This is a genomic window from Corynebacterium hiratae, assembly GCF_009708045.1.
Classification (GTDB): domain Bacteria; phylum Actinomycetota; class Actinomycetes; order Mycobacteriales; family Mycobacteriaceae; genus Corynebacterium; species Corynebacterium hiratae.
In genome coordinates, this window is record NZ_VIOG01000002.1 from 1 (window position 1) to 22,821 (window position 22,821).

The window sequence follows — 22,821 nt, forward strand, 5'->3', positions numbered from 1 at the left end:
ACGCGACACCAGCGGATTGTGGTGTCGCCAACATCAACTATGAAAGAAAACCCCCTTGCAGTACCGAGTACGTGGAACACCGGTACCAACTACGCGGACTCGCGGTACCAACTACCCCAAATCGACAGCAGATGACACAAATGCGCTTGAGCTCATTGTTGACTGTTTATTACTCCCAACGAGTGAACATCGGATCGCGAAACTGGAATCAATTCTAGAATACGAATCCCCCAGCTTGGATAAAATTGACCGCGCATGGATACGGTTGATCCTAGCTATCGAGCTCGCTGACGTAGGGAACGTCAACAGGGCCCAAGAAATAGCAGTTGAATTATACTTGCGAACTCCAGAGCTTGAGCACGACCTATCAGGAAAGGTGATCCTATTAGGAGCAAGAAACCTTTCGCTAATGGTAGGTATAGCAACTTTTCGCAACGACGCTCAAAAAAGGGCAGATCTTCTAAAAGTCCTTCCACAAGTGGTCTATGTCAGAGTCCTTTACAATTGGCGCTGATAACGCGAAGTTTCAACTACGCATCAGCACCGGCGCTGCCCGATTGGCAGGAGATATTGCCAACTTCAAGGAAGCCGCAGAAGCAGGAGGAAAGTACCTCTTGCAATCAGCAGAAAGCACGGCGGACGCCACCGAAGGTCTCACCCTATTGACAGCTTCCGGGGCAAATCTTGCTGCTTCAAATGCGGCCGAGAGGCTAATCCTAGATGGATGGATTTCTCCTCTAACAGAGCTCATTTCAACTTTTGATTTCTCTAATATCTCAAGAATCAGTTTCCAAGCTGAATTATCAGTCTTGAGAGTAGCTGGAGAATTTCTTCCCGTGAGCATAGCCGATCGCTTGCTCAGCCAGTTATTGGACAGGCTGAACGCGCCCGGCAACTGGCGGAGTTACCCTATGCGAAATTATAAGGCAGAGATCCTTCGCACGGTATGCTCTGTCTATCTCTCGGCCTCTTCTCAGATCCGGTCTGAAATCAGAACTAACATCATCACCATCAACCCTGGCGAAGAGGATTTGCAATACACCTATAGTCTGTTATCAGAGCTTATCCCAGATGCCGAATGGACAGAAAATGAGTTGAAAGAACTTCGGTCGATAGTGAACGACAATTGTATAAGTATGCCGCAGTCTCTTCAGATCCTGTTTGCCCGGCGTTCTGAGGAGGAGCGAAGTAAATTATTGGAGAAATTGCCAACAGAATTCACGTGGGCACTAAAAGGGTTTCCTGATTGGAGCGAAATTCCAATAGAAATCGCATCCGAAATTGTCGACCAGTGTGTGGTTGAATTGAAGAAGATAATGTCAGAACTGAAGAAAGGTGTCTTTTCCTCTGGCGGTTTCCCCTATCTAACGTGTTTGATCCATTTCAATCTCTTGTACCCAACCATCTCCAAATGGGAAGTAGTTCTTGGCTATCTTTCACTGGGCCCTCTGACATCTCAGAATCTTTCACCAGCTTTGTCCCTCCTTGCAGACCACAACCACCAACTGGACCCGTATACGCGCAAGGCATTGAGGGAGGCGTTAGAAAAGCTACGCCGTAAGAAGGAGACTGTTTTCCTTTTTCCGAGTTCAAATAAAGAAAAAGAGTCAGCTTTTGCAGCCGTAGAATATGCTTACTGGCTGCTCTCTAACGAGAGTCCTACTCCAGCCGAACGCGCAATACTTTCTGGATACTCGCCTGAAATGGCTTTGGCGGTGCTCAAGCTCAAGGCTCTCAACAACCCTGATGAAATCGTCGAAGGAATATCCGGCTACATAGCTGCTTCAGATCCGACTCTCAATGCGGGGGTAGTTGAGCTATTAGCTTTGTCCCTCAGAGCAAAGCACAGATCCACCGCAATTAAAAGCTTACTTTCGACAATTATTCAGAATTCCGGCGAAGGGGCACTAGCAATTCTATCTCGAGTGGTGAACGCCCAGATTTTCAAAGACTTTCATGCGGAAGATCAAAACTGGCTCTTGCACGCCCTGAGCAACAGTCAGTCAGCAATCACCAGATGGAAAGCGCAACAGCTCCGCGCGAACGCTTCAAAAATGACGAAGTAGACTAATTTCCGTCTCTTCACCGCAAAGCATTTTAAGGCGTCGGAATTTCTCGAGACGGAATCCATGATTGTGACTATCCCGAGCATCCTTCAGGTCAGCTTTTCATTCGGGGAGCGCAGTCCCAGTGGTGGCCGGCTCTGTCAACTACCAGACCAGTAACCGTCACGTGATACAAGGCCGTTAATTCTCCACACTGGATATTCATGGATTCTCTTTAAGGTCTGACAACTAGAAAGGTACGCTTAACAGTTAAGTGCGAAGCGTACGTCAATTCCTTAACAGCCTCTTTGAGAGGTTACCCTCGTTTAGTGGACACGAAGTGGAGCTACCCCACGAGTCCTCAGCCGCCTAGCTTGCCGACGCCCTGAGCTCAGCGCTGCGGGAGCTCGTCGGGGCTAGCGTATACAAGACGCGTGCGCTTGACGACGTCTCTCCCCTGCCCCGATCAAAGCTACAAATCCCGTACTTGCGTAAGAGCACACCAGCGATATCGATCTGCTACCCCAAAATCAACGCCGCCGTCTCCTCCGGCGGCACATCCTTCAGCTGGCGGCTCTTGACCGCCCACGACGCCAGCCCCAGCACAATCCAAACCACCAGCGCGATGAGCGGAGCCGTCCCGAGCATGCCAGGCGAGCCCGGAACAAAGAGCAGCGCCAAGAATCCGATGGAGAGGATGCACCCGGCCAGGGCGAAGTACTCGTAGAACTTGTTGGGCGCAATGGGCTTCGGCATCCCGGGAACCTGCCCGGTGCGCGCAATCTTCCAGGCACAAAAGCAGGTATAGAAATACGCCACCGTAATACCGGCACTGGACATATCGACAACCCACGTCAACGCCGCGCGCCCAAACCACGGGGTCACCAAGCACACCGCACAGACCAAGAGAATCGCATTGCGCGGTGCGTGCTCCTTGCCCTTCAGCTCACCCAAACGGCGCGGGACCAGGTTCGCCCGCCCCAATGTAAACAGCACGCGGCTTGCCGCAGTGTAGAAACCATTAAGTCCTGTCAACACACCCGCGCTCACCGCAACGACCATGAGCACCAAGCCAGCTGGTCCCATTACCTCGCTAATAGCTGCCGCCGGCGGCCATGCCTCCCCTTCGAAAGCATCGTGACGGGTTCCCACAGCGATGGAGGTTGCAAGCATCATCGCCATATAAATAACCGTCGCGACAGTAATCCCCCATAGCAGAAGCCCCAGTGCCTTCCGCGGAGAGAAATTGAACTCGCCTGCCAGCTGCGGAATGGAATCAAAGCCCACGTAGGCCCACGGGGCAAAAGCGATGATGGTCGCCACCGCCGCAGCCGGCGGCACATCTACAGGAAAGGCGGGAGCAAGCTCCGGGCGCTCGACGACGTAATAGGTCACCATCGACGCCACAATAACCACCACCGCGAAGATCATGAGTACCACGGCAAAGAACTGGAACTGGCCGGAGAGTGCCGCACCCTTAGAGTTCAACCATGCGAACACAATGATGAACAACGAGCAGATCGCTACTTCGGGGAGATAGATGGTCCACCCGGCGACGTCGTAAAGCGCGCCCTGCATGACCAATTCCGGGAACGTGACGCGGAAGACGAGCGTGACCGCCGAGGCATTCAACGCGACAACACACGAGTACCCCAGCGTCAGCGCCCAGCCCGCAATAAACGCATGAGTCCGGCCGAGTGCCGCCATGGCAAACGCCACCCCACCACCGGTCAGCGGCAGCGCGCGAATGGTAAAGCCGTAGCTCAAACCGATGATGGCAATCATCAGCCCACCAATGACAAAGCCGATGACCGTTCCGGCAAGCCCCGCCTTCTGCATCCAGTCGAACGGCAGGATATAGGCACCCCAGCCAATCGCCGCACCCAACGCCATGGCAAAGACCCACGAGGGCTTCATCGTTTTCCGCAGTGTCGCATTCTCCGACATGTAGTTTCACTCCAGACAACTCACCTTGAGCGCCAGGACCTTGCGGACGATCCCAGCGCGCGTTTCTGGCAAGCCTAGATGATTATTGATTAGGTGTGCTGCAGATCTAACTAAATTTCTAATCGAACGTGCTCCACTACTTGGCCCTCTGATAGTACAGATCACCCAGATGCTGAACAGGACACGAGACTTTCACCTAGCCACGCAGAGCTTGCTTTACGACGCCTCCCCCCTTCAGGTTTCCGGGTATTCGCCCCCTCCCAGCGTCAACACGCACTAGACTTCATAGTCGTCTCATCCGTATGCACAAAGGATCTCTCATGCGCCGACCATCCCGCACCGGCAAAGCCCTCGTGGCTCTTGTCCTCACTGCTTCGCTTACCACCGCTCAGGTCTCCGCACCTGCACCTGCACAAGCTCAGCAGGCGCCAGCTTTCCAGATGCCTACCCTGCCTCAATTCAACGAGGAGCAGGTTCGGCAAGCTATCACCGCCCTAGTGGCGCTTGCCGCAGGCATCGGCGGTTTGACGCTCCTCTCTGGCATCCTTCCAGGAATCGGTTCTTCCCAAAGCCCTACGTCTGCTCCCTCCCCGACGGCAAAGCCAACCCCTTCCTCGCAGCCGAGCACAACAGCCGCGCCAACGACCAGCGCGGAGCCCACCACCACCCCAGCTAAGTCGACCACGAGCGCTCCCGCGGCCCCGACGACGTCCGTGGAGCCTTCTTCCGGCTATGCTCAACACGTTGCCGGCATCAAGGCTCGGCTCGCTAACAGCGAGGATAAAGCACCCCTTTGGGCATGGGCAGCACCGCGCGGCCCGCAGCTTAACCTCCCGACTCATGAAGGTAGCGGCCAAGCTACTCACCCCTCAGTCCTCTACTTTGAGAACGGCTGGAATGGTTGGAAGTACTGGATGGCCATGACGCCTTATCCAGACAGCAACGAGTCTGACGAGGACCCCAACATCATCGTGTCCAACGACGGTTGGACCTGGCAGGCCCCGGAGGGGCTGACCAACCCCATCGATGACCAGTTGGGCAAGCCCAACCCACACAACTCCGATACTCAGCTCGTCATGGCTCCCAGCGGCGAGATGTACCTGACATGGCGCATGGTGGACCGTCCTAACGGCAAAACCAACAGAATCTTCCTAGTCAAATCGACCGATGGCGTGCACTGGTCAGAAAAGGAAGAAATCTGGTCCGGTGAACCACAGTTCATGTCTCAAGCCCTCATCTGGACTGGCGAAAACTGGCGGCTGTACGGCGTCGACAACCGAATGGGAATCCCGAACAGAATCATCTACTTCGAAAGCAACGATTTGAAGACATGGTCGGCCCCTCGGTACCCCAATATCGATCCCTACGTGTCCAATGGTGACCGTTGGTGGCACATTGATGTACAGAGGTACAACGGCGAGTACATTGGCCTTGTCCACATCATCCCGAGTGAGACTATCCAAAAGGGCAACCTGTACCTTCTACGCTCCCAAGATGGAATGAACTGGAAGCGCTCAGACACGCCGCTTATCTCTCACGAGGAGTCCGGCTACCCTAACCTTTACAAGTCCGCCCTCGTCCCGCACGGCAGTGGTGACGATCTCACCCTCGAGCTCTTCTACTCTGGATACCGCGAGCACCGCGCTAACTGGCGTATCAACCGCACCACAGCGGAACGCATCAGCGTGGAGTAAGCCCTCGATCTGCGTATCCCCTCTCTATGGGAGCGGATAACGCCCGCACTTTGTGAGATTGGATGTCGAAGTCGAAGAGAAACGTCTGGCTGCCGCGGACGATACGCAGGACACGTTTGCCGGGCCCGTTGTCCTTAAAAGTGTATTCCACCTTATCTTCCGGCTTAGCAACCACCACTGCGGTAAGAACGCAAAAATCTCTGCTGGCACGGCCAAACCCTAGAGTCCACGTATCGGTAGGTTGTTCGTTGCGGAAGACGACTCCGCGCCGGCTTTCCCGGTCACCACGGGCCAAATTCACGTCCGTCGGTTCAAAGAAGCGAGAGTCTTCGATTCCGTAGCGGATGAATACCAGCTGTGTTCCATCAACAACGGAGCGGAATCGAACCACCTCATATAGCGAGCCTTCATACTCGAACTCCGGTGCCACGTTCCAACGCTGCTCCGCATAATTTGCAGCGCGTGTGTGCCCGAGACTGTCAGAGACCACGAAAGGGCCGCAGTCTGCGAAACACGTACTTCGTTTCCAGAGAAGGCCTTCCCAAGCGGTGTCCTCTAGGTCAAACGCAGACCACGTATCCTCAACTTGCTTATCCAGCAATCGTGAGGCTGCCTCAGCATTGTGCTCCTTCCCACGCACAGTAAGCACATTATGAGCTAGACGACTCTGGGCATAAAAACGCTGTGGCCCCTTGGTGTAGCCTGGGTGACCAGCGTCAACGATGATGTTTCGTCCGAAGTCCCAATAAGTCAGCGACAAGTGATCGAAATGCCCGTGAATCTGCCGCGGCGGCCCGAAGCGCAGGGTGTAATAGCTCTCCAATTCCTTGGGTCTGAGCTGACCAAACCCGGAGCGTCCAAAGACGTAGCCAGCATCATAAACCTTGACGCGCGGAATCTCAGTCCCAGTTGCACCATTCGAATGTACATATTCCAAGGCTCCACCACGGACAAAATTAGGACGCCGCGGCATCGAGTCGCCTACCTCCACAAAGGTTCCCGCCGGGTCAAAGAGTGTGCGATGAATTCTTCCAGCGGCCTCTGCTTTGCTTTAAGTTTTTCCACTCCCGGCGCATCAAACATCTCGAGTGCATCCACAGCAGTGCTGCGCAGGCGCTCAATGTAATTCGAGTACTCGGGCGCTTGTTCGTTGATAGCGCCTTCCTCGTCAATCATGACCTCGAGGCAAGCAACGGCGCGCTTGGCACCAGTCTCCAACATCTCCTCGTTGCTCAGCCTGCCCCCTATGATCATTAGCGCCAGCGCCTGGGACAGCCCATGGTTCCAATAACCATCAAAATGCTCCAACAACCACTGACCGTGGTACGTGATGGCTTCATAAAGCCATTCGTCCTCAGGGTAAAGCTCACTCAGCACGCTTAACGACGCCGCTCTAATCGCAACAGCATGCCCGCCCCAGACGTGTTCATCGTTTTTCCATTCGGGAGTTACGTTATTCGTCTCCCACCAGTGCCAAGCTACAGTGCAAGCAAATTCAACTCCCGAAGCAATAGCGTCGTTCCACTCCGCTTTGGGGCAGTCAACTGCACGATCCACTATGAAATCAATCCAGTTCAACGAGTGCACATAAAACCGTACAGTGGGGTGCAACTCCTGCGACTCAATTTGCGGCCAAAAAGGTTCTTCAGGATCAAACACCACTGCATCGTAAGTGTGAATCACTAGGACCCCACTCAGCAGCTGAGGAATCGAATTTAGACGACCTAGACCACCAGAAATTACAAGAGGACGGCCACGATTTGGTGCACTATAGAGCGACACGGGGCTCCTTTCGGCATGGACAAATGAAATGAAAGACTAGCGGCGCAAAATTCAGCTGACCAACCACTCTTTCGACAGCCAACGCTCCACAAGTAGAGTTCTCAACAAACGAATAGTTAGAATTTTTCGAGGTGCACGGGCCGGATGCATTGCCACCGCTTCCTCCTCACTACACGCGCTCAGCTTTACGATTTTGTCCACAAATTCTGAGTCCAGAATGGACGCGAGGACAGCCCAGCGGTCACTCGAAACCAAGAACTTTGCAGCTGAAGTGATAGGAGTCAAGAAGAAATTAATGAAATCAGGACCATCGTTGCTTAACTTGTGCACTTCATTGTGGAACGGCTTAGGGGCCTGCTTACGCAGCTCGTAGAATTGACCGGAGACACCCTCAAGAGGGGCAGAGGCCTCAAATTTAAAGGCCCCACCTCGCGCAGTGGGGACTTTGAGAGCGTCTTCCCAAATATTCGATACCGCAAGGAAAGCAGATACATTCTGCATCCGATTCAGCGCAGGAAGAACATCGGCGACCGCCACCACTTCTGAATCGCAAAACGGATACATTACCTGGGATTCTGCATCGGCTTGTACCACATGGGGCTGCAAGTAACGAGAAGAGCGGAGATCCCTTCCATGCATATAAAGCAGTTCTAGATTTGTTGTAGCCGATACCGATGCCAACCAATTGTCGAACACTTCAAAGCTATATTGGTTCAACTCAGGGTTGAGAAGCTTGGCGTTCGTCTTACCAAAACGCCGGTACACGTATTCCAGGGAATTGGCATTAGTCTTGTCCAAGACACCTTTAAACAATGGCCACTGCCCCGCAACCAAGTTCTCACCGATTTCAATAGGTGAAGCATTTTCATACGGCGCAACCAATGCTTCAGAAGGTATAAAACCTTGCGAATCCGCAATCGACTTAAGCATTGAATCAACAAAACTACTAGGCACATTGGCCCCGGGGATTACTGCACGGTGCTTGACTCCAGCAACCTCTGCGAGTTGAGCAGCAACCATTACTTCTTCTGACGTAGCCTCACCCTGCGTTACCGCGGTGACTTCTACTTCTGGACGATCCCTAAAAAGACCTAGGATAATACGGCTATCAAGTCCTCCCGAAAGACGCAGCTGAACATGATCAGTCCCTCGTCTATCTAATGCACGCTCAGTGGCGTTCAAGAAGGCTTGCGAAAGCTCATCAGCTCCGGTAAACCAGCGATTATCCTTCTCTTCCAAACAGATCTCCGCCTGCTGCGGAGCTGCTCCGATTCGAATCGCACCCCCAACAACACGGAGGGAAGACCTCGGTGCGAGAGTTTTGACACCGCGAAAGGGCGTAACCCCCGATACTGAGTAGCCAAAATTCAAATATTCATAGGCGTAGTTCTCATCAAGCTGTACACGAGAAGAATCTCCATCACTCATCGCCAACGCGATGAATAATGGGCGATTGGAAATATACGTGAAATGTGCATCTTGACCATAGTGGATGGCTTCTAATGCTGGGACCGTATTCCAAGCGAATACACGGTTAGTATTTTTGTCTCCCATAATCGCCGCGTAGCTTCCCCACACAGGCTGCTCAAAGCGAAGGTCACCGGCACGCGTAGAAATTGCTTCAATGAGAGATGCCGAATGCAGAGGGCTTGTCGCAAATGCCCAGCGCCCCTTTTTTAAAGCAAAACACGGTTTTTTAGCCTGCGATTGCGATTGCCAAATTACGGAGGTCGTCCCACCCATGCCCAAATTGCGTACAGCCTGTGCCTTCGCCAAGTATCTCTTTCCGAGATATTTCGATATCTCAGGCAGCACTGTATCGAGTTTGTGCTCGATCTCTTCGGAGTTGTCGTTCTGCCAGTTTCGAGGGATAATCGTTAGATTTAACATGAGCGAGCACCTTTGAGGACGTCTTTTTCCAATCGCTTAATTCAATAAGAGTCAGTTTCAGACTTTAATTGTGGGAAGAAAATGGTTTTTCAAGCTTAGCGAGATATTCGAGGTATTCCGAAAGTTGTTCTTGGCTGGTCCCACAAGCATCACCGGCGTCGTTGCCGTTCTGTGAAACAAGCGCGCTTGCCACGCTACGAATCTGAGCATCGATTGAGGCTGGAGATATCGGTAAGTACGGCGGCAAGGATTCTAGCTGACCGAGAATACCAGGATCATACGATGCCAAAACGGGAATCCCCTTCTGCATGGCAAGCAGGGCCGCCGACGTATGGAATCCGCTACCAATCCGATCAATCAGAATTGAGATGCTCTGACTGCATCCTCCATTTTCATTGACCTCAACAAATTCGAAAAAGCTGTTATTCTCGCGTAGCTGTCTGAGAGCCGACATCACCGGTTCCGGCCTCTTATCAGATAAGATTCCGATACGAATTGGTTCAACCGACTGAAGATCCTGCCGCACCATCGAGGTTTGGTCGAGATTGAAATTCGGAAGCCAGACTGATGGAAGTCCGAGCTTCAAAACTCCCGGCGAGGTAGAAATCAGCTTTGCATCGCGGTCTCTAAGAATTTTACGCGCGGTTTCGCGGTTAGCTGCGAGACGAACCAGAATCGATTTGTCGAGGGACTCCCAGTGGCTCCCAGGGATTAGCGCCATTTCTTCATATGGATCAGCTAGCTGATCGTCCGACACGAAAGCATAAAGGCCGATTCCTGAACGCCCCAATTGGTGTCTTAGGTTGGTGCCAGTCCCCAATGTTTCTTCGAAGAGCGGTTCATAGTCTAGGGTCACCAGGTAATCCGCTGTTTTTAGGAGGAGATTCCATGTACGCAATTGTTCCTCGACAGCGCCATAAGCTTTACCCAAAAGATGCCATTCGAGCGGACTCTGTTGTAAGTAAATCTTTCCTTTCCAAGCTAACGCAACGTTTTCATCAATAGTGGTCAGTAGACGGCGTAAGGGGTACGTCTGGTTAAGCATTCCTCGTCGGAAAGGAGGGACCTCAACTGACAAGTCCAAGTTTGTCCCGTCCTTGTCCGGCGTTGAAGCAAACTGCTGCCATATTTTCCCGAGGACAACCTCCTGGGACTCCCAAGAATGGTCCTTTCGAATCAGCTCAACTCGCTCTTTAAAACGTGGGAGATCGTGGAGGACTTCTCTAACAGCCTCAGCAAAGGAGTACGGGTTTCGCTCCTCATGAACCCAGCCAACGTTCGTTTCCCGGATAAAGGAGCCTTGGGCCTGCAGATCCGTGCCTACTATAGGCAGACCGGCCTGAATATATTCACGAATTTTTGTCGCCAACGCCTGATGATGCGCCTTAGTTCCGTACAAGGGACTCAGGCCAATATCTGCGCTGGAAACGTAGCTCGTAACGTGCTTGGAAGGAACATAATCCACAATATGGACCCTGTCAGAGACTTTATGTTTCTTTGCTAGCTTCTCAATTTCCGCACGCGGCGCCTTGTCCTTTGACCCTACGAAAGCAAGATGCACGTTAGGCAGCAAAGGCATCGCCTCTACAGCCGTAAAAATACCGCGACGCTCGGCCAGTTTGCCTACGTAAACCAGCAAGGGTTCATCTCCGAGACCGAGTTCCTCACGCAAGGATTGGCGGTCTAAGTCAGGATTCAAAATTCTGGCACTGCTAGGCGCATTAACTACGATGCTTGGCGTTTGCTCTAGATGATGGCGTGCCTGTAGTTTATCTGCGAGTTGAGCTGAGACCGTAATGACATGATTTGCATATTGAATCATTTCTGATTCGAGAGCCAGCCAACCATAGCGGTGCCCCGCCGGTCCACTAAATCTCTGACCAGGCAAATACTCATGGGCATCATAGATCCATGGAACAAAGACACCGTCTCTCAGCCTCTCATCCTGGTATAGCTTCGCAGCCGACATTGGGTGTCTATCGTGCACATGGATGATGTCTGGTTGTAGTTCCCGGAACGCGCGAAGGAACAACTCTTCAAATCCGCCGATTTGAGGCCAGAGTTCGATGGCTTGCCCTGGCTGACCACTGCGAAGCCACTGGCCCAAGTTCTGCTTATTCAACTTTGCGCGAACCCAGCTTTCACGGACATCAATGACTTTCTGAAATACTGGAGCCAGTTTTTCATTAACGTCAACGGTTTTCTCGAGACGCTGACCAAAGCGGCTTGGCGCAACTAGACGGGGCAAATTTCGTATCGAGAGGACAAAGCCAACTTTTTCCTCGGTCTTTGACCTTAAGTTAGCAACTTCATTCCTAATCCTCTCGTTTTCTTGGTCGATATAGTCCTCGGCCCCCATTTCCTCCTTCGGCTGACGACGGCGCCATTCAAGGTACTGACTCCAATCCGGAACGAGCCGATAAATGGGGATACGCTCGTAGGAGCCAAGCATGCTAACATCTCGCTGTTTCATGCCTACAATGACAACTTCATAGCCTTGGTCACGAGCGCTCACGGCCATCTTTTCAACGCGCGAATCCCCTTCAACGGTGTTTCCAACAGCCATAACCATTAGGGGCTTCAACTTAACTCCCATGACTTAAATCTCTCGTTCAACGTATCCATGCAAAATAGGGTTAACGCAGTTCTCGTTCTGCAGTCACCGCTAGTGCTTGTATCTTTTTGAGCCTCTCAGCCCAGCTGTGTTTTTGCCAGATTTCCTGCCAAGAAACATGGTTAGATTCTGCAGCGACCCGTGCCATTGTCGCTGTAACCTCGCCGCTCTCATATCCAGTTGCAAAAGTTACCCCTAACGGGCCAAACAACCTGTTAACGGGAGAATCCCTAAAGCAAAGGATGGTAAAGCCCTTTTCCAGATAAGAAACAGACTTGTACGGAAAAGCACCTTTTCCGTAATCCGACTCCAGAAGGAGAACTCCGCAAGCTCTCTCTGTCAACGGTCGATACCCATTGAAATCGCCATTTAACACTCGGACGAAAGGTGACTCTGAGATCCCTAGCTCTTCCAACTGACCAATGAGCGCCTGTTGTTCCTGAGGGCGAACAATAAAATCAAAATACACTCGACCGAAACCACTCGATGACGAATTCTCATCTAAAAGGATCGAAGCTACAGCTGTTAGGTACGCGTCCATCCGGTACGCACTTCCAATTCCGCCCGAGTAGACGAATGTCGTTCCTTCCTGCGGACCGCGAGACAGGGCGCAAGCTGACTCGGTTACCCCGGGAGGAAGCTCATCATCTACGAATGAAACTTCACAATTCGATTCAAGAAGTGTTTCAAACATCCTCTTGCTTTCAAGAGAAGGCGCTACGAACGAACCGAAAGAATCGTCCAATCGAGTCAGCTCAAAGATGCCGGAAGCCAGCACAGCTGCGGACGGGCCATCCGGGAACATGCTTGAATCCAGCCAATGGAGATCTCGCACAAACCATAGACTCGGAGTCCGAGATATTGAAGAGGCTAGGTCGACCAATCTATAGGCCTGGATGATAACATCTCGGTTTTGTACTGGGTTTGTTGAATTCTCGCCGTATATCAGTACGCAGCGCTTACCCGAATTGAGCCAATCCTCGACGAGTCTAAAACGCCGCTCAAGGAACTTAGTTGTCATCCCTATTTGGAGCGTCAGCCAATTATCCGCCATTTCTAAATAGAGATTACGAATTCTTTGGGGCCGAGCACCATTAGAGCGGTTTTCAACCGCGGCTACGGAGAAAAACAGGCTGAATTCTTCGAAATCACCGTAGTCCTCCCAATAGCGGGGAAGATCCTTTTCCATTATCTGGTCAATTATCGCGAACAGGCTTCGCCCATGACTCTGGCTCCCCATAGATGAACTACGACCCGCGTCACTTGGTTGGCCGTACTCGTGAACAAGCTTGTCAACGCCACATACGGAAAGAAAGCTTTGGCTTCTCGCTAGGAGCCTCATTTCAATACGTTCTGCGGCGTAGCAACGTCCCATGCCCCCGTTATGAGAAGCGGCTACTGCAAGAGAGTCTGCGTCACCGCCGACGAAGAATAGGCTAGAAAATTCTCTTCCACGTAAACGCAGAACGTTACGGAAAGACCTTCCCATGGTAAAGTCCTTATACCAGAAGAAGGAATTCGACGAAATGACCCGTACTTTCTTCCCCTCAACCTCAAGTGCCTCACCGAGTTTGCTAACCGCATACTCGATATCTAAAACCGAGGCGTAGTTCTCATCCGTGTCGACAACGACACCAACTACGTCGGAGCTTTCGTCGAGCATTTCTGTACCGCACGAGGAATCTGCTAGGTTCCACAAGAAGTGGGGTGCGGTTGAGCCGAGACTAACCGCTTTGCTCATCTCCCACTCATTTAGGAACACTAACCCAGCAGCAGAGTCGGCGAGCTGTTCAAACGCGACCAACTTAGCCTTATTTCTCCTCTTGCTAAAGTCAAGCTCACCAGGCTGAAGTACCGAAACAACTGTTCGCCGGTCAAGGTTCTTTGCTGCAAACAGGCTTGGCCAAATTCCTATGCCGATAACATAGCCAATGCCGAATGCAGTTAGCATGTCCTCGAACCACTTGGCAGAAGGCAAGTCTCCGTCTGCATTTAGCCATGCCGGAACTGGAGTTGTAGCTCCATATAATTTACGTTCTTTTACGTTAAGAACGATCGGAGTGTATCCGGAGGCTTCTATCTCTCCCAGCACTAAGCCAATTAGCGGGCCAATTCTGTTTACAACGACTAAAACATTCACTTAGAGCCCCATCGAGTCTTTTCCTAGTAGTATTTCCATCTCTTTTGTCACAGTGTTTGACGGGCCGCTTTGTGCGCGAACACGTTGCGCTGCATTTCTCGACATTGCGAGAAAGCGCTCTGGCGATTCAAACAGGGCAACAATTTTTTCTATGGCGCCTGGAATGTTCGATTCTTCGAACTGAATAGCACAAGAGTCATCGACAAACTCCGGTATAGCCGTCACTGGGTTGGTTATTGGAACTAGTCCCGAGCTCATTGCCTCGTCGCGGGAAACCCCTTGGGTATCGAAGCGTGAAGGAACTAGGAACAATCCATGTTCCTTGTGTAAATCTGCGATTTCTTGTTGAGAAATGAACCCGCGTTGAACACGCACATTCGGCTGCTTTTGCAATTCATCAAACTCGCTAAAGTGCTGCCCATCTCCGATAATTGTTATCTGCAGCTTATCCCAGTAGATGGTGTCTTTCAGCGAACGCAAGACTGCTGCCGCAATGTCAGCACCATAGTTAAAAGCGTGAGCACTGCGCACCCAAAGAATCTTAAATCTTTGGTCAGCGTCCTTCTCTTCGTAGGAAAATATTTTGCCATCAATTACGTTATGAACAATTGCACTACGAGATTGGTTAAATCGTATTCCTAAGTCTTCCCCAGCTGCGGTGCGCCACCAATCGGAAACAAAGAAGAACTTGTCTACTTTAGAATTTGAAGCAGTTAATTCTTTCCAAAGATCTTCGTTCCGAAGCGACTTCTCAATACGACCATTCAACACCTTTGGGTCTCGGATGCCGTACGGTAAACGGCTCCAATTTCGTACTTCATACCCATGAACGAAAACCGCCAGTGGGATATCTTCAGGAATCACTTTTTTGATGACCTGCCACATTTCCGAATTCATAAAATGAACGCTTACGGAGGCGTATTCATAGATAGACAGCAGTCCGATGAGTTCATTTACATAACCTGAAAGGACAGGAACACCATCGTAAATGTAGACGTCTGGCTTTACTCTTTTCCCGAAAGCAACGACGTCAACATCAAAACCGGATTCTTGATAGAGCTTAACGCGCCTATGAACAAATCCGTTCGCATACTGTTTGTCGGCGGAAGGATACTCGTTGGCCAGAACAAGGTGTCGACGTCGAGGGAGCTCGCCCTCCAAGTTCTCTCTCGAAAACTGTCTGACGAAACAGTACTCTTCCCTATTCCGTAGATCGGTCAGAGATACCCGATCCATGCCCTCCCCTACGCTGAAGCTCGGTCGCTGCTTCTTCAAAAATGCATTCTCATTGAGCAATCGAGTTATCAGCTCTTGTGCCCCAATAGTACGCGGCATTGGGCGTTCTACGAACGATTGTTCATAGTATTTATCGCTGGTTCCGATCATGATGCTTTGACTCTTGCTTTGATTTCGTGACAGAGAGAATTACCCGATAGTTAAACGCGGAGTTCCATTCCACTTTTCAGCGTCCGTTATCCTACGACCATCGAAAATTGCTCGGATTCCAGGAAAGTCCTCGGGTGAAATAGATTTGTACTCGTCATGGTCGGCCTGCACGATGACAGCGTCGACCGATTCGCCAAGCTGATAGGCATTCCATCCAAAATCGTTAAGTTCTGCCGCGTTGTACATCGGATCATGCACGACGACATCCGCGTTTCGCTCACGGAGTGCCTCCACTGTCGCGAATACACCGGAAAAAGCGGTTTCCTTTACCCCACCTCGGTAAGATGCGCCCAGAACAGCCACCTTCAGCCCGCTGAGATCTCCAAGTAGGTTGGCGAGCTGATTAACACAGTATTCAGGCATAGTTGCGTTAAACTTACGAGCTTCTCGCACTACTGAGGCATCCTTGTCGGTCGACAAATACAGGCGCGGATAAACCGGAATACAGTGCCCACCGACGGCAATACCCGGGCGATGAATATGGCTGAAAGGCTGCGAATTACACGCATCAATCACCTTGTAAACGTCAATACCAGCCGCATCTGCGTACACCGCGAACTGATTAGCCAATCCAATATTCACGTCGCGATAGGTGGTTTCGGCAAGCTTAGCCATCTCGGCAGCTTCGGCTGTCCCCATATCCCAGACCCCGTTGTCACGGGGTAGATCAGGACGCTCATCGAACTGAAGGACTTCTTCGTAGAATTCCATTCCCTTGCGCGTTCCCTCATCGGAAAGGCCGCCGACGAGTTTCGGATACCGCCGCAGATCCTCGAATACACGACCTGTGAGTACTCGCTCTGGGCTAAAAACAAGGTCAAAGTCCTTGCCTTCTTGCAATCCAGAGATTTCTTCGATCATTGGCTTCCAACGATTGCGCGTGGTACCAACAGGCAAAGTTGTCTCGTAAGAAATTAGAGTATCGGGGGTCAGGTGTTCGGCAAGTGACTTGGTAGCTTGATCCATCCAATTGAAGTCGGGCTCCCACGTCTCATCGTTAACGAACAATGGCACGACGAGAACGATGGCGTCTGCTTGCGGGATCGCTTCAGAGTATTCAGTAGTTGCACGCAGCTTTCCTGCTGGCACAAGTTCCTTTAGATACTCGTCAAGGTGCTTTTCCCCAGGAAAAGGCTCCCGAGCTTGGTTGATGGTGTCTACCAGTTCTTTGTTTATATCCACGCCAACGACATTGTGGCCGGATTTCGCAAATTGGACGGCGAGTGGCAACCCGATCTTGCCAAGTGCTACGACTGCGATATTCATCTTTTTCTCCTACAGGTTCATTTCCAAGAGACGGTGGGTGCTTGCGGATTCCAAGACGCTTTCAACGACCTTCATCGTGTTCAAAGCTTCTGCCATCGTTACGATTTTCCCGCTCTCACCGAGAATCGCATCACGGAAATTCTCGTGTTCCACGGCAAGCGGCTCTCGTTTATTCAAGGCATAGCGTGTAACGGTTCCCTCGGACACTCCGCGGAAATTGCTCACTTGGTCCCACTCAATCGGGTCAACCCCGTTTTCATAGTAGGTCAGGTCACCCATAACCGTTTCAGCTACCAAAGCACCGTTTTCACCCACAACAACAGTCTGACGGTCCTTGAATGGAGTAAGCCAATTGACCAGGTGATTAACGATAACCCCGTTCTCCAGCTCCCCTGCTACAGATACCATGTCTTCGAATTCGCGGCCTGCGCGATGTGCGGTAGTCGCAGAAATGCGTGCGTAATTTGAATCAGCGACCCAAGCAGTAAGGTCAATATCGTGCGTTGCGAGGTCTTTTACGACGCCTACGTCGGAGATGCGAGCAGGAAAGGGAGACTGCCGACGGGTAGATACTTGGTAGACCTCACCCAAAAGTCCTTCGGCGATCTTTTTCCGCATCTCAAGCAGAGCCGGATTACAACGTTCCACGTAACCTACAGCACCCACCAAACCTTTTTCCGAAAACGTCTTGACCATCGTTTCAGCCTCTCCGAGCGTATTGGCCAGAGGCTTCTCAACCAGCGTATGCACGCCAGCATCGGCAAGAGCCATAGCAACGTGGTAATGGTGAGCCGTAGGTACAGCAACTACTGCTGCATCGATGTCGTGCGCAAGAAGCTGCTCAACGTTTTCATAAACTGGCAGTCCCTCGGCGACTCCGAACTTATCTCCAAATGGATCAGCAAGAGCCACGAGGTCGACTCCATCCAAGGACCGAACGTTTCGGACATGGTGGCGTCCCATTGAACCTAGTCCGATAACCGCATACCGCAAGATATCGCTCATTAGGCACCAGCCTTTGCTAGCTCGTTTACGGCATTCACGATGCGTTCAAGGTCGTTTTCCGACAGAGTCGGGTGCACTGGCAGAGACAAGCACTCCTTTGCTGCGGCTGCAGTTTCTGGTAGTGCCAAACCTTCAGCGAAATGCTTGAGCGACTCGAGCTCGTGGTTAGGAATCGGATAATATACACCCGAACCAATCTGATATTCGTCACGGAGGGCTCGCATGAAGCCATCCCTGTCTTCAGCTATTCGAATCGTGTATTGATGGTAGACGTGAGTAGCCTTCTCATGGACCTGCGGAACCTCCACACCTGTAATGTTGGTGCTTAGAAATTCTGCATTCTTCTGCCGGGTAGCAGTCCAACCCGGCAACTTTTTGAGCTGGACACGGCCAATTGCTGCATGAACATCGGTCATTCGGTTGTTGTATCCAACCACTTCGTTCCGGTAGCGTTCTTCCATTCCTTGATTTCGGTAAAGCCGTACCCTGCGGAGGAATTCTTCATCCTTGGAAGAGACAAAACCGCCTTCAGCGGAAGTCATGTTCTTGGTCGGGTAAAAGCTGAATGCACCAAACAGGCCCATCGTTCCGACGAACTTACCGTCCCAAGTTGCCATGTGGGCCTGAGCACAGTCTTCTAGGAGGAGAACATCGTGCTTTTGAGCTAGTCCAAGGAGCCCCGCCATATTCGCAGGATGGCCATAAAGGTGTACTGGCATGATCGCCTTCGTACGGTCGGTAATCCTTGTCTCCACGTCTTTAGGGTCAAGGGTGAAGTACTCATCAATGTCGGCGAACACAGGCTTCGCGCCCGTTGCTGCGACAGAGTTAGCAGTCGCTGCAAAGGTGAAAGACGGCACAATAACTTCATCCCCTGGGCCAATTCCCGCGGCCAACAAACCGAGGTGCAGGGCCGACGTACCAGAATTCACCGTTACGCCAGGAACTCCATTTAATGCATCTTGAGAGAACTCTTCCTCGAATCGGGCGGTCTCGGGCCCTTGGGCAATCATACCGCTAAGCAGAACCTTGTCGACCGCCTCGCGCTCTTCATCGCCAATAATGGGTTTTGCCGCAGGAATAAAACTCTTATCAGTCATTTTTAACTTTCAACTCTCCGTCTAGCTCAATGTATTTTTGCCCAGTCTTGGGGCACGTAAAAGTACTCTCTTTGCCTTCAACAGGTACCAGCTTGTGGCCAGCCTTCCCCACCCAACCAATCTGTTTGGCCGGAGTTCCAGCGACCAAGGCAAACGCTGGTACGTCTTTGACCACAGTTGAACCCGCAGCAACCAGCGACCAAGGGCCAATTTCAACTGGAGCCACCAAAACGCTTCTGGCTCCGATAGCTGCACCCTCACGTACCGTCACGCCAACTGGTTCCCAATCGCTCGCGCTCTTCAATGACCCGTCTTCATTAATCGCACGAGGATATTGATCATTGGTTAGAACTACTGCCGGCCCGATAAACACACCATTTTCCAGCTTTGCCGGCTCATAAACAAGTGCTAGATTCTGAATCTTGCAATTGTCACCTATTTCGACGCCTTCGCCAATATAGGCGGCCCGCCCGACAATACAGTTTCTTCCGATCTTGGCGTTTTCTCTCACCTGCACTAGGTGCCAAATTGAAGTTCCGTCGCCGATTTGCGCATCAACCGAAACCTCAGCCGATTCAACGATACGTGGAGCCACAGTTCTCCCTACTTTTCATCTTGCCTTCATCCCACAGCAACACCAATTACGCCTAGGCGTTGGGATTACACCATAGTAGTACATGGAAGCATTCGATTCTTCACGAGCCACCACTTCACTTGCGAAGTTCATAATTTAGGAACGTTTCCTTTCGGGCCCGGGACTAGACTAGCGGTCTGGTTCCCTGCCAAGAGATTCTCCCACTGGGGTATGACTGCCTTAATGTCCCACTTCTTTGCAAAATCCCTTGCTGATCTGCCGTTTGTTTCGAAGTTTTTGCGGTCACAATTTTGGAGGATTCTCTCTATGCGAGTCTCTTGAGTCCAACCTGCCGCGTGCTCACCGAAAACTTCGGAGACTCCCTCCCGCTCCCAAAAAACAGGTATGGTTCGTGCCGCCATGCCCTCGGCAGGTGCAAGGTGAAAGCTCTCTATTTCGCTTGGAGACAATATATATCCAATTCCGCGATACCAAGAAGCAATATCCGCGCTGAAAGGGTCGAAAGCTACGTGTGCTTGGAGCACTTCACTCCGTGCGATGCGTTCAAAGAAATCTAGGTAGAGCTGCTTTTCGACTGGGTCATTCCACACGTGCGGATACTCCCAGGGCATGCGCCCTTTAATCCGCAACGTATATCGCTTGTCAATGGATGCCAATTCGTCGATAAGGTCGAGTGCTCGGTCAGGACGCTTAAGAAACGGAACCATTCCTACAAGTCCCAATGTGAATTGAGCGTTCGCGTTCTTTGACCGATCAAAGTCGAGCGTGTCTACGGTGTTGGGCAGAACCATTGTTTTTTCTCTCGGCAGGCCGAAACGCTCAATAGCTTGGGTGCGGACCCAATCTGAGACGAACACCAGCGTCTCGACGTTTTCCCAGTTGACCTCTTGCATCCAAGGACCATTAAGCTCAAACCTATGCAACCTAGAAATCAGACGTGTTCCGCTTGGGAGGTTGTTCGAGTACCACGCGAGAGAAGGACCAGCCCACTCACAAAAGACCACATCAGCCCATTCAGCAAGCTCTTGGCTCACTTCGGCATCATGGGTATGTAGTGTCGCCCATTCATCTTGGCGAACTTCAAACAGTGGATTGCGAACTAGAAAATCCATTAGCTCTCCCATGAACTTCAGGTCATGAGAGGCCACCACTAGACGGCACGGCCTTGTCCCCTGACGTTTCACGGCCTCGGAAAGCGCACCCGTTCGCTCAAAGTATTGTTTAAAACGGGCTCGGGCTTGTCCCATAGAAAAGTACTCACTGGCTTGCTTTGCGCTTCGCCGAGCTGCATCCATGTTGGGGAGGCCCTGGGATATCTTGGCAGCAACCACGTCGATGGAGTCATCAGCGCGTACGAAAAACGGGTAATCTTCACCCCAGAGCTGTTGATGGTCCTCAGTTTCATTGATGATTGGCACTGCACCCGCCGCGCTGTATTCCAGTGCTTTTGTTGACACCTCAAGGCTTGAATCAAGTTCTGCTGAGCGCCACCCAAATCCTAGATCCGCCTTTTTGATTTTTTCAATGGACTCGGTACGTGGAAGAGCACCGTGCCATGTCACTCCGCTCTCAGGATCCGAGGTTGCTTCCTCCAGCGCACTGCGCATCATTCCAGCCCACTGAGGGTCATCCTTTGCCTTGTTAAACTTTGCACCGACTACGTCAATATGAGCATCAATACCGAGTTCCTTGAGCGCTCTCGGCAGCTTTAACATCTCAAGCGTCCGCCACTCGCGCGCTAGCTTCCCTGCGTAAACTATTCTCAGCGTTTCTGAATCGGCTCTTTGAATGCTGCTTTCTTCGACGAAGGCATAATCCGGAATCATTGGAGGAATCAATAAGACTTTGCCCGCTGCTTCCGGAACTAGTGCTTCCCAATAAGAGCGAGCTGCCTCTGTCTGTGCAAAAATCCTGTGCGAATGCTCTGCGATGTACTTCAGACGTTGGACTTTCGTAGGAGATAGCTTGCTTGGGGGAAATGGAAGATCGGTTACATACGCCCACAGTTTAGAAGATATCTTTTCATACGAGCAGAAATCATAGACAGCCTGAAAACCTCTGACGACAACGGCCGAAGCGTGTGTCTGTTCGATGAGTTCTTCAACTAGATGGGCTGCTTCCTGTGTGCTCAGCGCAGCATCGCGTGCGATGCCCTCTGGTTCATGCACATGAATGTTGTCGAGACCATCAACCGATTCCAACAAAGTGCGGTTCTGGGGATAGTTTTTTAACTGTAGGTGAACCTCATCGAAAACACCGGCCAGCACCTCAGAGACAGACATCAGCCAGATGGAAGAGCCATCAATAACGTTGGGGCTTACATCACCGTAGACAACGACTGAGCTCATTTATGACTCTCCTTTATCCGTAAGGTTGAGGCCGTTTTCTTTAACAAACGGTGCTTCATTGTGGCGCAATGCTTGGATTACCGGCGAATGGATATCGCCTTCCCAGTCCCATGCAGCAGAGTCACCACGCACTACTACCGTGGCTTGGCTACGAAGCTCATCGGTAAAGTGGTTTGAGGTGTCGCTAGCTTGAACAACCACTACCGCTCCGTTCTCTTTTGCCTTTGCTACGTGCTCGAGCAGATCTAAGAATGCAATGGTCTTTTGCGTGGACAAAAGTCCTGACCACAAGCCACGTTCAAGCTGGTTTTCGTCCACGATAAGGTGGCTGGCATCTGGATCTGGTTTTCCCAAAAGGTGTGGGGCGCGGATTCGACTTACTTCCGCAACTTCGCGCAGACATTCCTCCACGCAGGGGGATCCGATAATTTCGACCTTTCGCGTCCATGCGTCGGACGGCGCATTCATGAGGGTATGCAGCACATCGGCGCTATCCTCATTCATCTCCTGATCGGCTGCAATACGTCCAGCAGTGTGCGCAGTCGGGCGCGCGATGATGCGTGACGCCGGGATGGTGGCCGGCGCAAAAACACTGTGAGGATGCCGTCCTTGGTTCTCTTCCTTATCAGTAAAGCCTGCGGTGAGTGTATTCAATGGTTGCCGTTCAGCCAGTCGATTCTGTTCTTGGGCAGCGTCAGATAGGCTCTTGAGCTGCTTCTGAAGGCGAACGCTACGGCGAAGAGATTCCTTGATTAATCCCTCCGCATGCTTCCGCGCTGAAATCGACATGGCAGCAAAAAAGACACCCAATAGTGCTGCACCAACAAGCAATACACGACTAGCAAGCCCCTCCCCCACCACAATGGCAGCGATAAGCAGCACACCGGTACCAGCAGCTAAGAGAGTCAGTCCCCGTCCTCGGCGAAAGAAATCAAGCCCCATGAAAGTC

At 51.6% G+C, this 22,821-nt stretch carries 15 protein-coding genes; 2 read left to right on the plus strand and 13 right to left on the minus strand.

Going from position 1 to position 22,821, the window contains the following annotated elements:
- The first annotated feature begins 485 nt into the window (after positions 1 to 485).
- Complete coding sequence (locus FME68_RS01745) at positions 486 to 2,066, plus strand: hypothetical protein (protein ID WP_158395656.1); 1,581 nt, start codon at positions 486 to 488, stop codon at positions 2,064 to 2,066.
- Between the two features lie 498 nt (positions 2,067 to 2,564).
- On the opposite strand, the gene FME68_RS01750 is transcribed toward FME68_RS01745, so the two are convergent.
- Complete coding sequence (locus FME68_RS01750) at positions 2,565 to 3,992, minus strand: APC family permease (RefSeq protein WP_195914079.1); 1,428 nt, start codon at positions 3,990 to 3,992, stop codon at positions 2,565 to 2,567.
- A 320-nt stretch (positions 3,993 to 4,312) separates the two neighbouring features.
- Between FME68_RS01750 and FME68_RS01755 the strand changes: the two genes are divergently transcribed.
- Complete coding sequence (locus FME68_RS01755; RefSeq protein WP_158395658.1) at positions 4,313 to 5,686, plus strand: hypothetical protein; 1,374 nt, start codon at positions 4,313 to 4,315, stop codon at positions 5,684 to 5,686.
- Here FME68_RS01755 and FME68_RS01760 read toward each other — a convergent pair.
- The 12 genes from FME68_RS01760 to FME68_RS01815 form a co-directional block, all read right to left on the minus strand.
- A complete protein-coding gene (locus tag FME68_RS01760; RefSeq protein ID WP_158381570.1) occupies positions 5,673 to 6,659 on the minus strand; it encodes a heparinase II/III domain-containing protein in 987 nt (328 codons plus the stop codon). The two genes, FME68_RS01755 and FME68_RS01760, sit on opposite strands and share 14 nt — an antisense overlap.
- An 8-nt stretch (positions 6,660 to 6,667) precedes the next feature.
- The gene (locus tag FME68_RS01765; RefSeq protein ID WP_158395660.1) at positions 6,668 to 7,345 is read right to left on the minus strand and encodes a hypothetical protein; all 678 of its coding nucleotides are present in this window, start codon (positions 7,343 to 7,345) and stop codon (positions 6,668 to 6,670) included.
- 174 nt (positions 7,346 to 7,519) lie between these two features.
- On the minus strand, positions 7,520 to 9,358 hold the full coding sequence (locus tag FME68_RS01770; RefSeq protein WP_158395662.1) for an asparagine synthetase B family protein: 1,839 nt from the start codon (positions 9,356 to 9,358) through the stop codon (positions 7,520 to 7,522).
- A 64-nt stretch (positions 9,359 to 9,422) separates the two neighbouring features.
- A complete protein-coding gene (locus tag FME68_RS01775) occupies positions 9,423 to 11,924 on the minus strand; it encodes a glycosyltransferase family 4 protein (RefSeq protein WP_195914080.1) in 2,502 nt (833 codons plus the stop codon).
- 70 nt (positions 11,925 to 11,994) lie between these two features.
- Positions 11,995 to 14,112 carry a glycosyltransferase family protein gene (locus tag FME68_RS01780; RefSeq protein ID WP_158395666.1) on the minus strand — a complete coding sequence of 706 codons (2,118 nt, stop codon included), beginning with the start codon at positions 14,110 to 14,112 and terminating at the stop codon, positions 11,995 to 11,997.
- Positions 14,113 to 15,498: a glycosyltransferase family 4 protein gene (locus tag FME68_RS01785; RefSeq protein ID WP_070754427.1), complete on the minus strand. Its 1,386-nt coding sequence runs from the start codon at positions 15,496 to 15,498 to the stop codon at positions 14,113 to 14,115.
- 39 nt (positions 15,499 to 15,537) lie between these two features.
- Positions 15,538 to 16,824 (minus strand): nucleotide sugar dehydrogenase, encoded by a 1,287-nt coding sequence (locus tag FME68_RS01790; RefSeq protein ID WP_070754428.1) that lies wholly within the window; start codon positions 16,822 to 16,824, stop codon positions 15,538 to 15,540.
- Positions 16,825 to 16,833: 9 nt separating this feature from the next.
- The gene (locus FME68_RS01795) at positions 16,834 to 17,829 is read right to left on the minus strand and encodes a Gfo/Idh/MocA family protein (protein WP_070754429.1); all 996 of its coding nucleotides are present in this window, start codon (positions 17,827 to 17,829) and stop codon (positions 16,834 to 16,836) included.
- Positions 17,829 to 18,929 (minus strand): DegT/DnrJ/EryC1/StrS family aminotransferase, encoded by a 1,101-nt coding sequence (locus tag FME68_RS01800; protein WP_158395668.1) that lies wholly within the window; start codon positions 18,927 to 18,929, stop codon positions 17,829 to 17,831. Before FME68_RS01800 ends, FME68_RS01795 begins: the two co-directional genes overlap by 1 nt.
- Positions 18,922 to 19,524, minus strand: a complete 603-nt coding sequence (locus FME68_RS13375; protein WP_328287678.1) for an acyltransferase — start codon at positions 19,522 to 19,524, stop codon at positions 18,922 to 18,924. The genes FME68_RS01800 and FME68_RS13375 overlap by 8 nt, the downstream gene beginning before the upstream one ends.
- 128 nt (positions 19,525 to 19,652) lie before the next feature.
- Entirely contained in the window at positions 19,653 to 21,872 is a 2,220-nt protein-coding gene (locus FME68_RS01810; protein WP_158395670.1) for a glycosyltransferase, read from the minus strand.
- Entirely contained in the window at positions 21,873 to 22,814 is a 942-nt protein-coding gene (locus tag FME68_RS01815) for a hypothetical protein (RefSeq protein WP_070754433.1), read from the minus strand. It abuts the gene before it with no gap.
- Positions 22,815 to 22,821: the final 7 nt, after the last annotated feature.

Coding starts and splice junctions, on each gene's coding strand:
- FME68_RS01760 (WP_158381570.1), bottom strand. CDS start 6,659: ATGCCGCGGCGTCCTAATTTTGTCCGTGGTGGAGCCTTGGAATATGTA.
- FME68_RS01775 (WP_195914080.1), bottom strand. CDS start 11,924: ATGGCTGTTGGAAACACCGTTGAAGGGGATTCGCGCGTTGAAAAGATG.
- FME68_RS01810 (WP_158395670.1), bottom strand. CDS start 21,872: ATGAGCTCAGTCGTTGTCTACGGTGATGTAAGCCCCAACGTTATTGAT.
- FME68_RS01785 (WP_070754427.1), bottom strand. CDS start 15,498: ATGATCGGAACCAGCGATAAATACTATGAACAATCGTTCGTAGAACGC.
- FME68_RS01755 (WP_158395658.1), top strand. CDS start 4,313: ATGCGCCGACCATCCCGCACCGGCAAAGCCCTCGTGGCTCTTGTCCTC.
- FME68_RS01790 (WP_070754428.1), bottom strand. CDS start 16,824: ATGAATATCGCAGTCGTAGCACTTGGCAAGATCGGGTTGCCACTCGCC.
- FME68_RS01750 (WP_195914079.1), bottom strand. CDS start 3,992: ATGTCGGAGAATGCGACACTGCGGAAAACGATGAAGCCCTCGTGGGTC.
- FME68_RS01800 (WP_158395668.1), bottom strand. CDS start 18,929: ATGACTGATAAGAGTTTTATTCCTGCGGCAAAACCCATTATTGGCGAT.
- FME68_RS01745 (WP_158395656.1), top strand. CDS start 486: ATGTCAGAGTCCTTTACAATTGGCGCTGATAACGCGAAGTTTCAACTA.
- FME68_RS01770 (WP_158395662.1), bottom strand. CDS start 9,358: ATGTTAAATCTAACGATTATCCCTCGAAACTGGCAGAACGACAACTCC.
- FME68_RS01795 (WP_070754429.1), bottom strand. CDS start 17,829: ATGAGCGATATCTTGCGGTATGCGGTTATCGGACTAGGTTCAATGGGA.
- FME68_RS01815 (WP_070754433.1), bottom strand. CDS start 22,814: ATGGGGCTTGATTTCTTTCGCCGAGGACGGGGACTGACTCTCTTAGCT.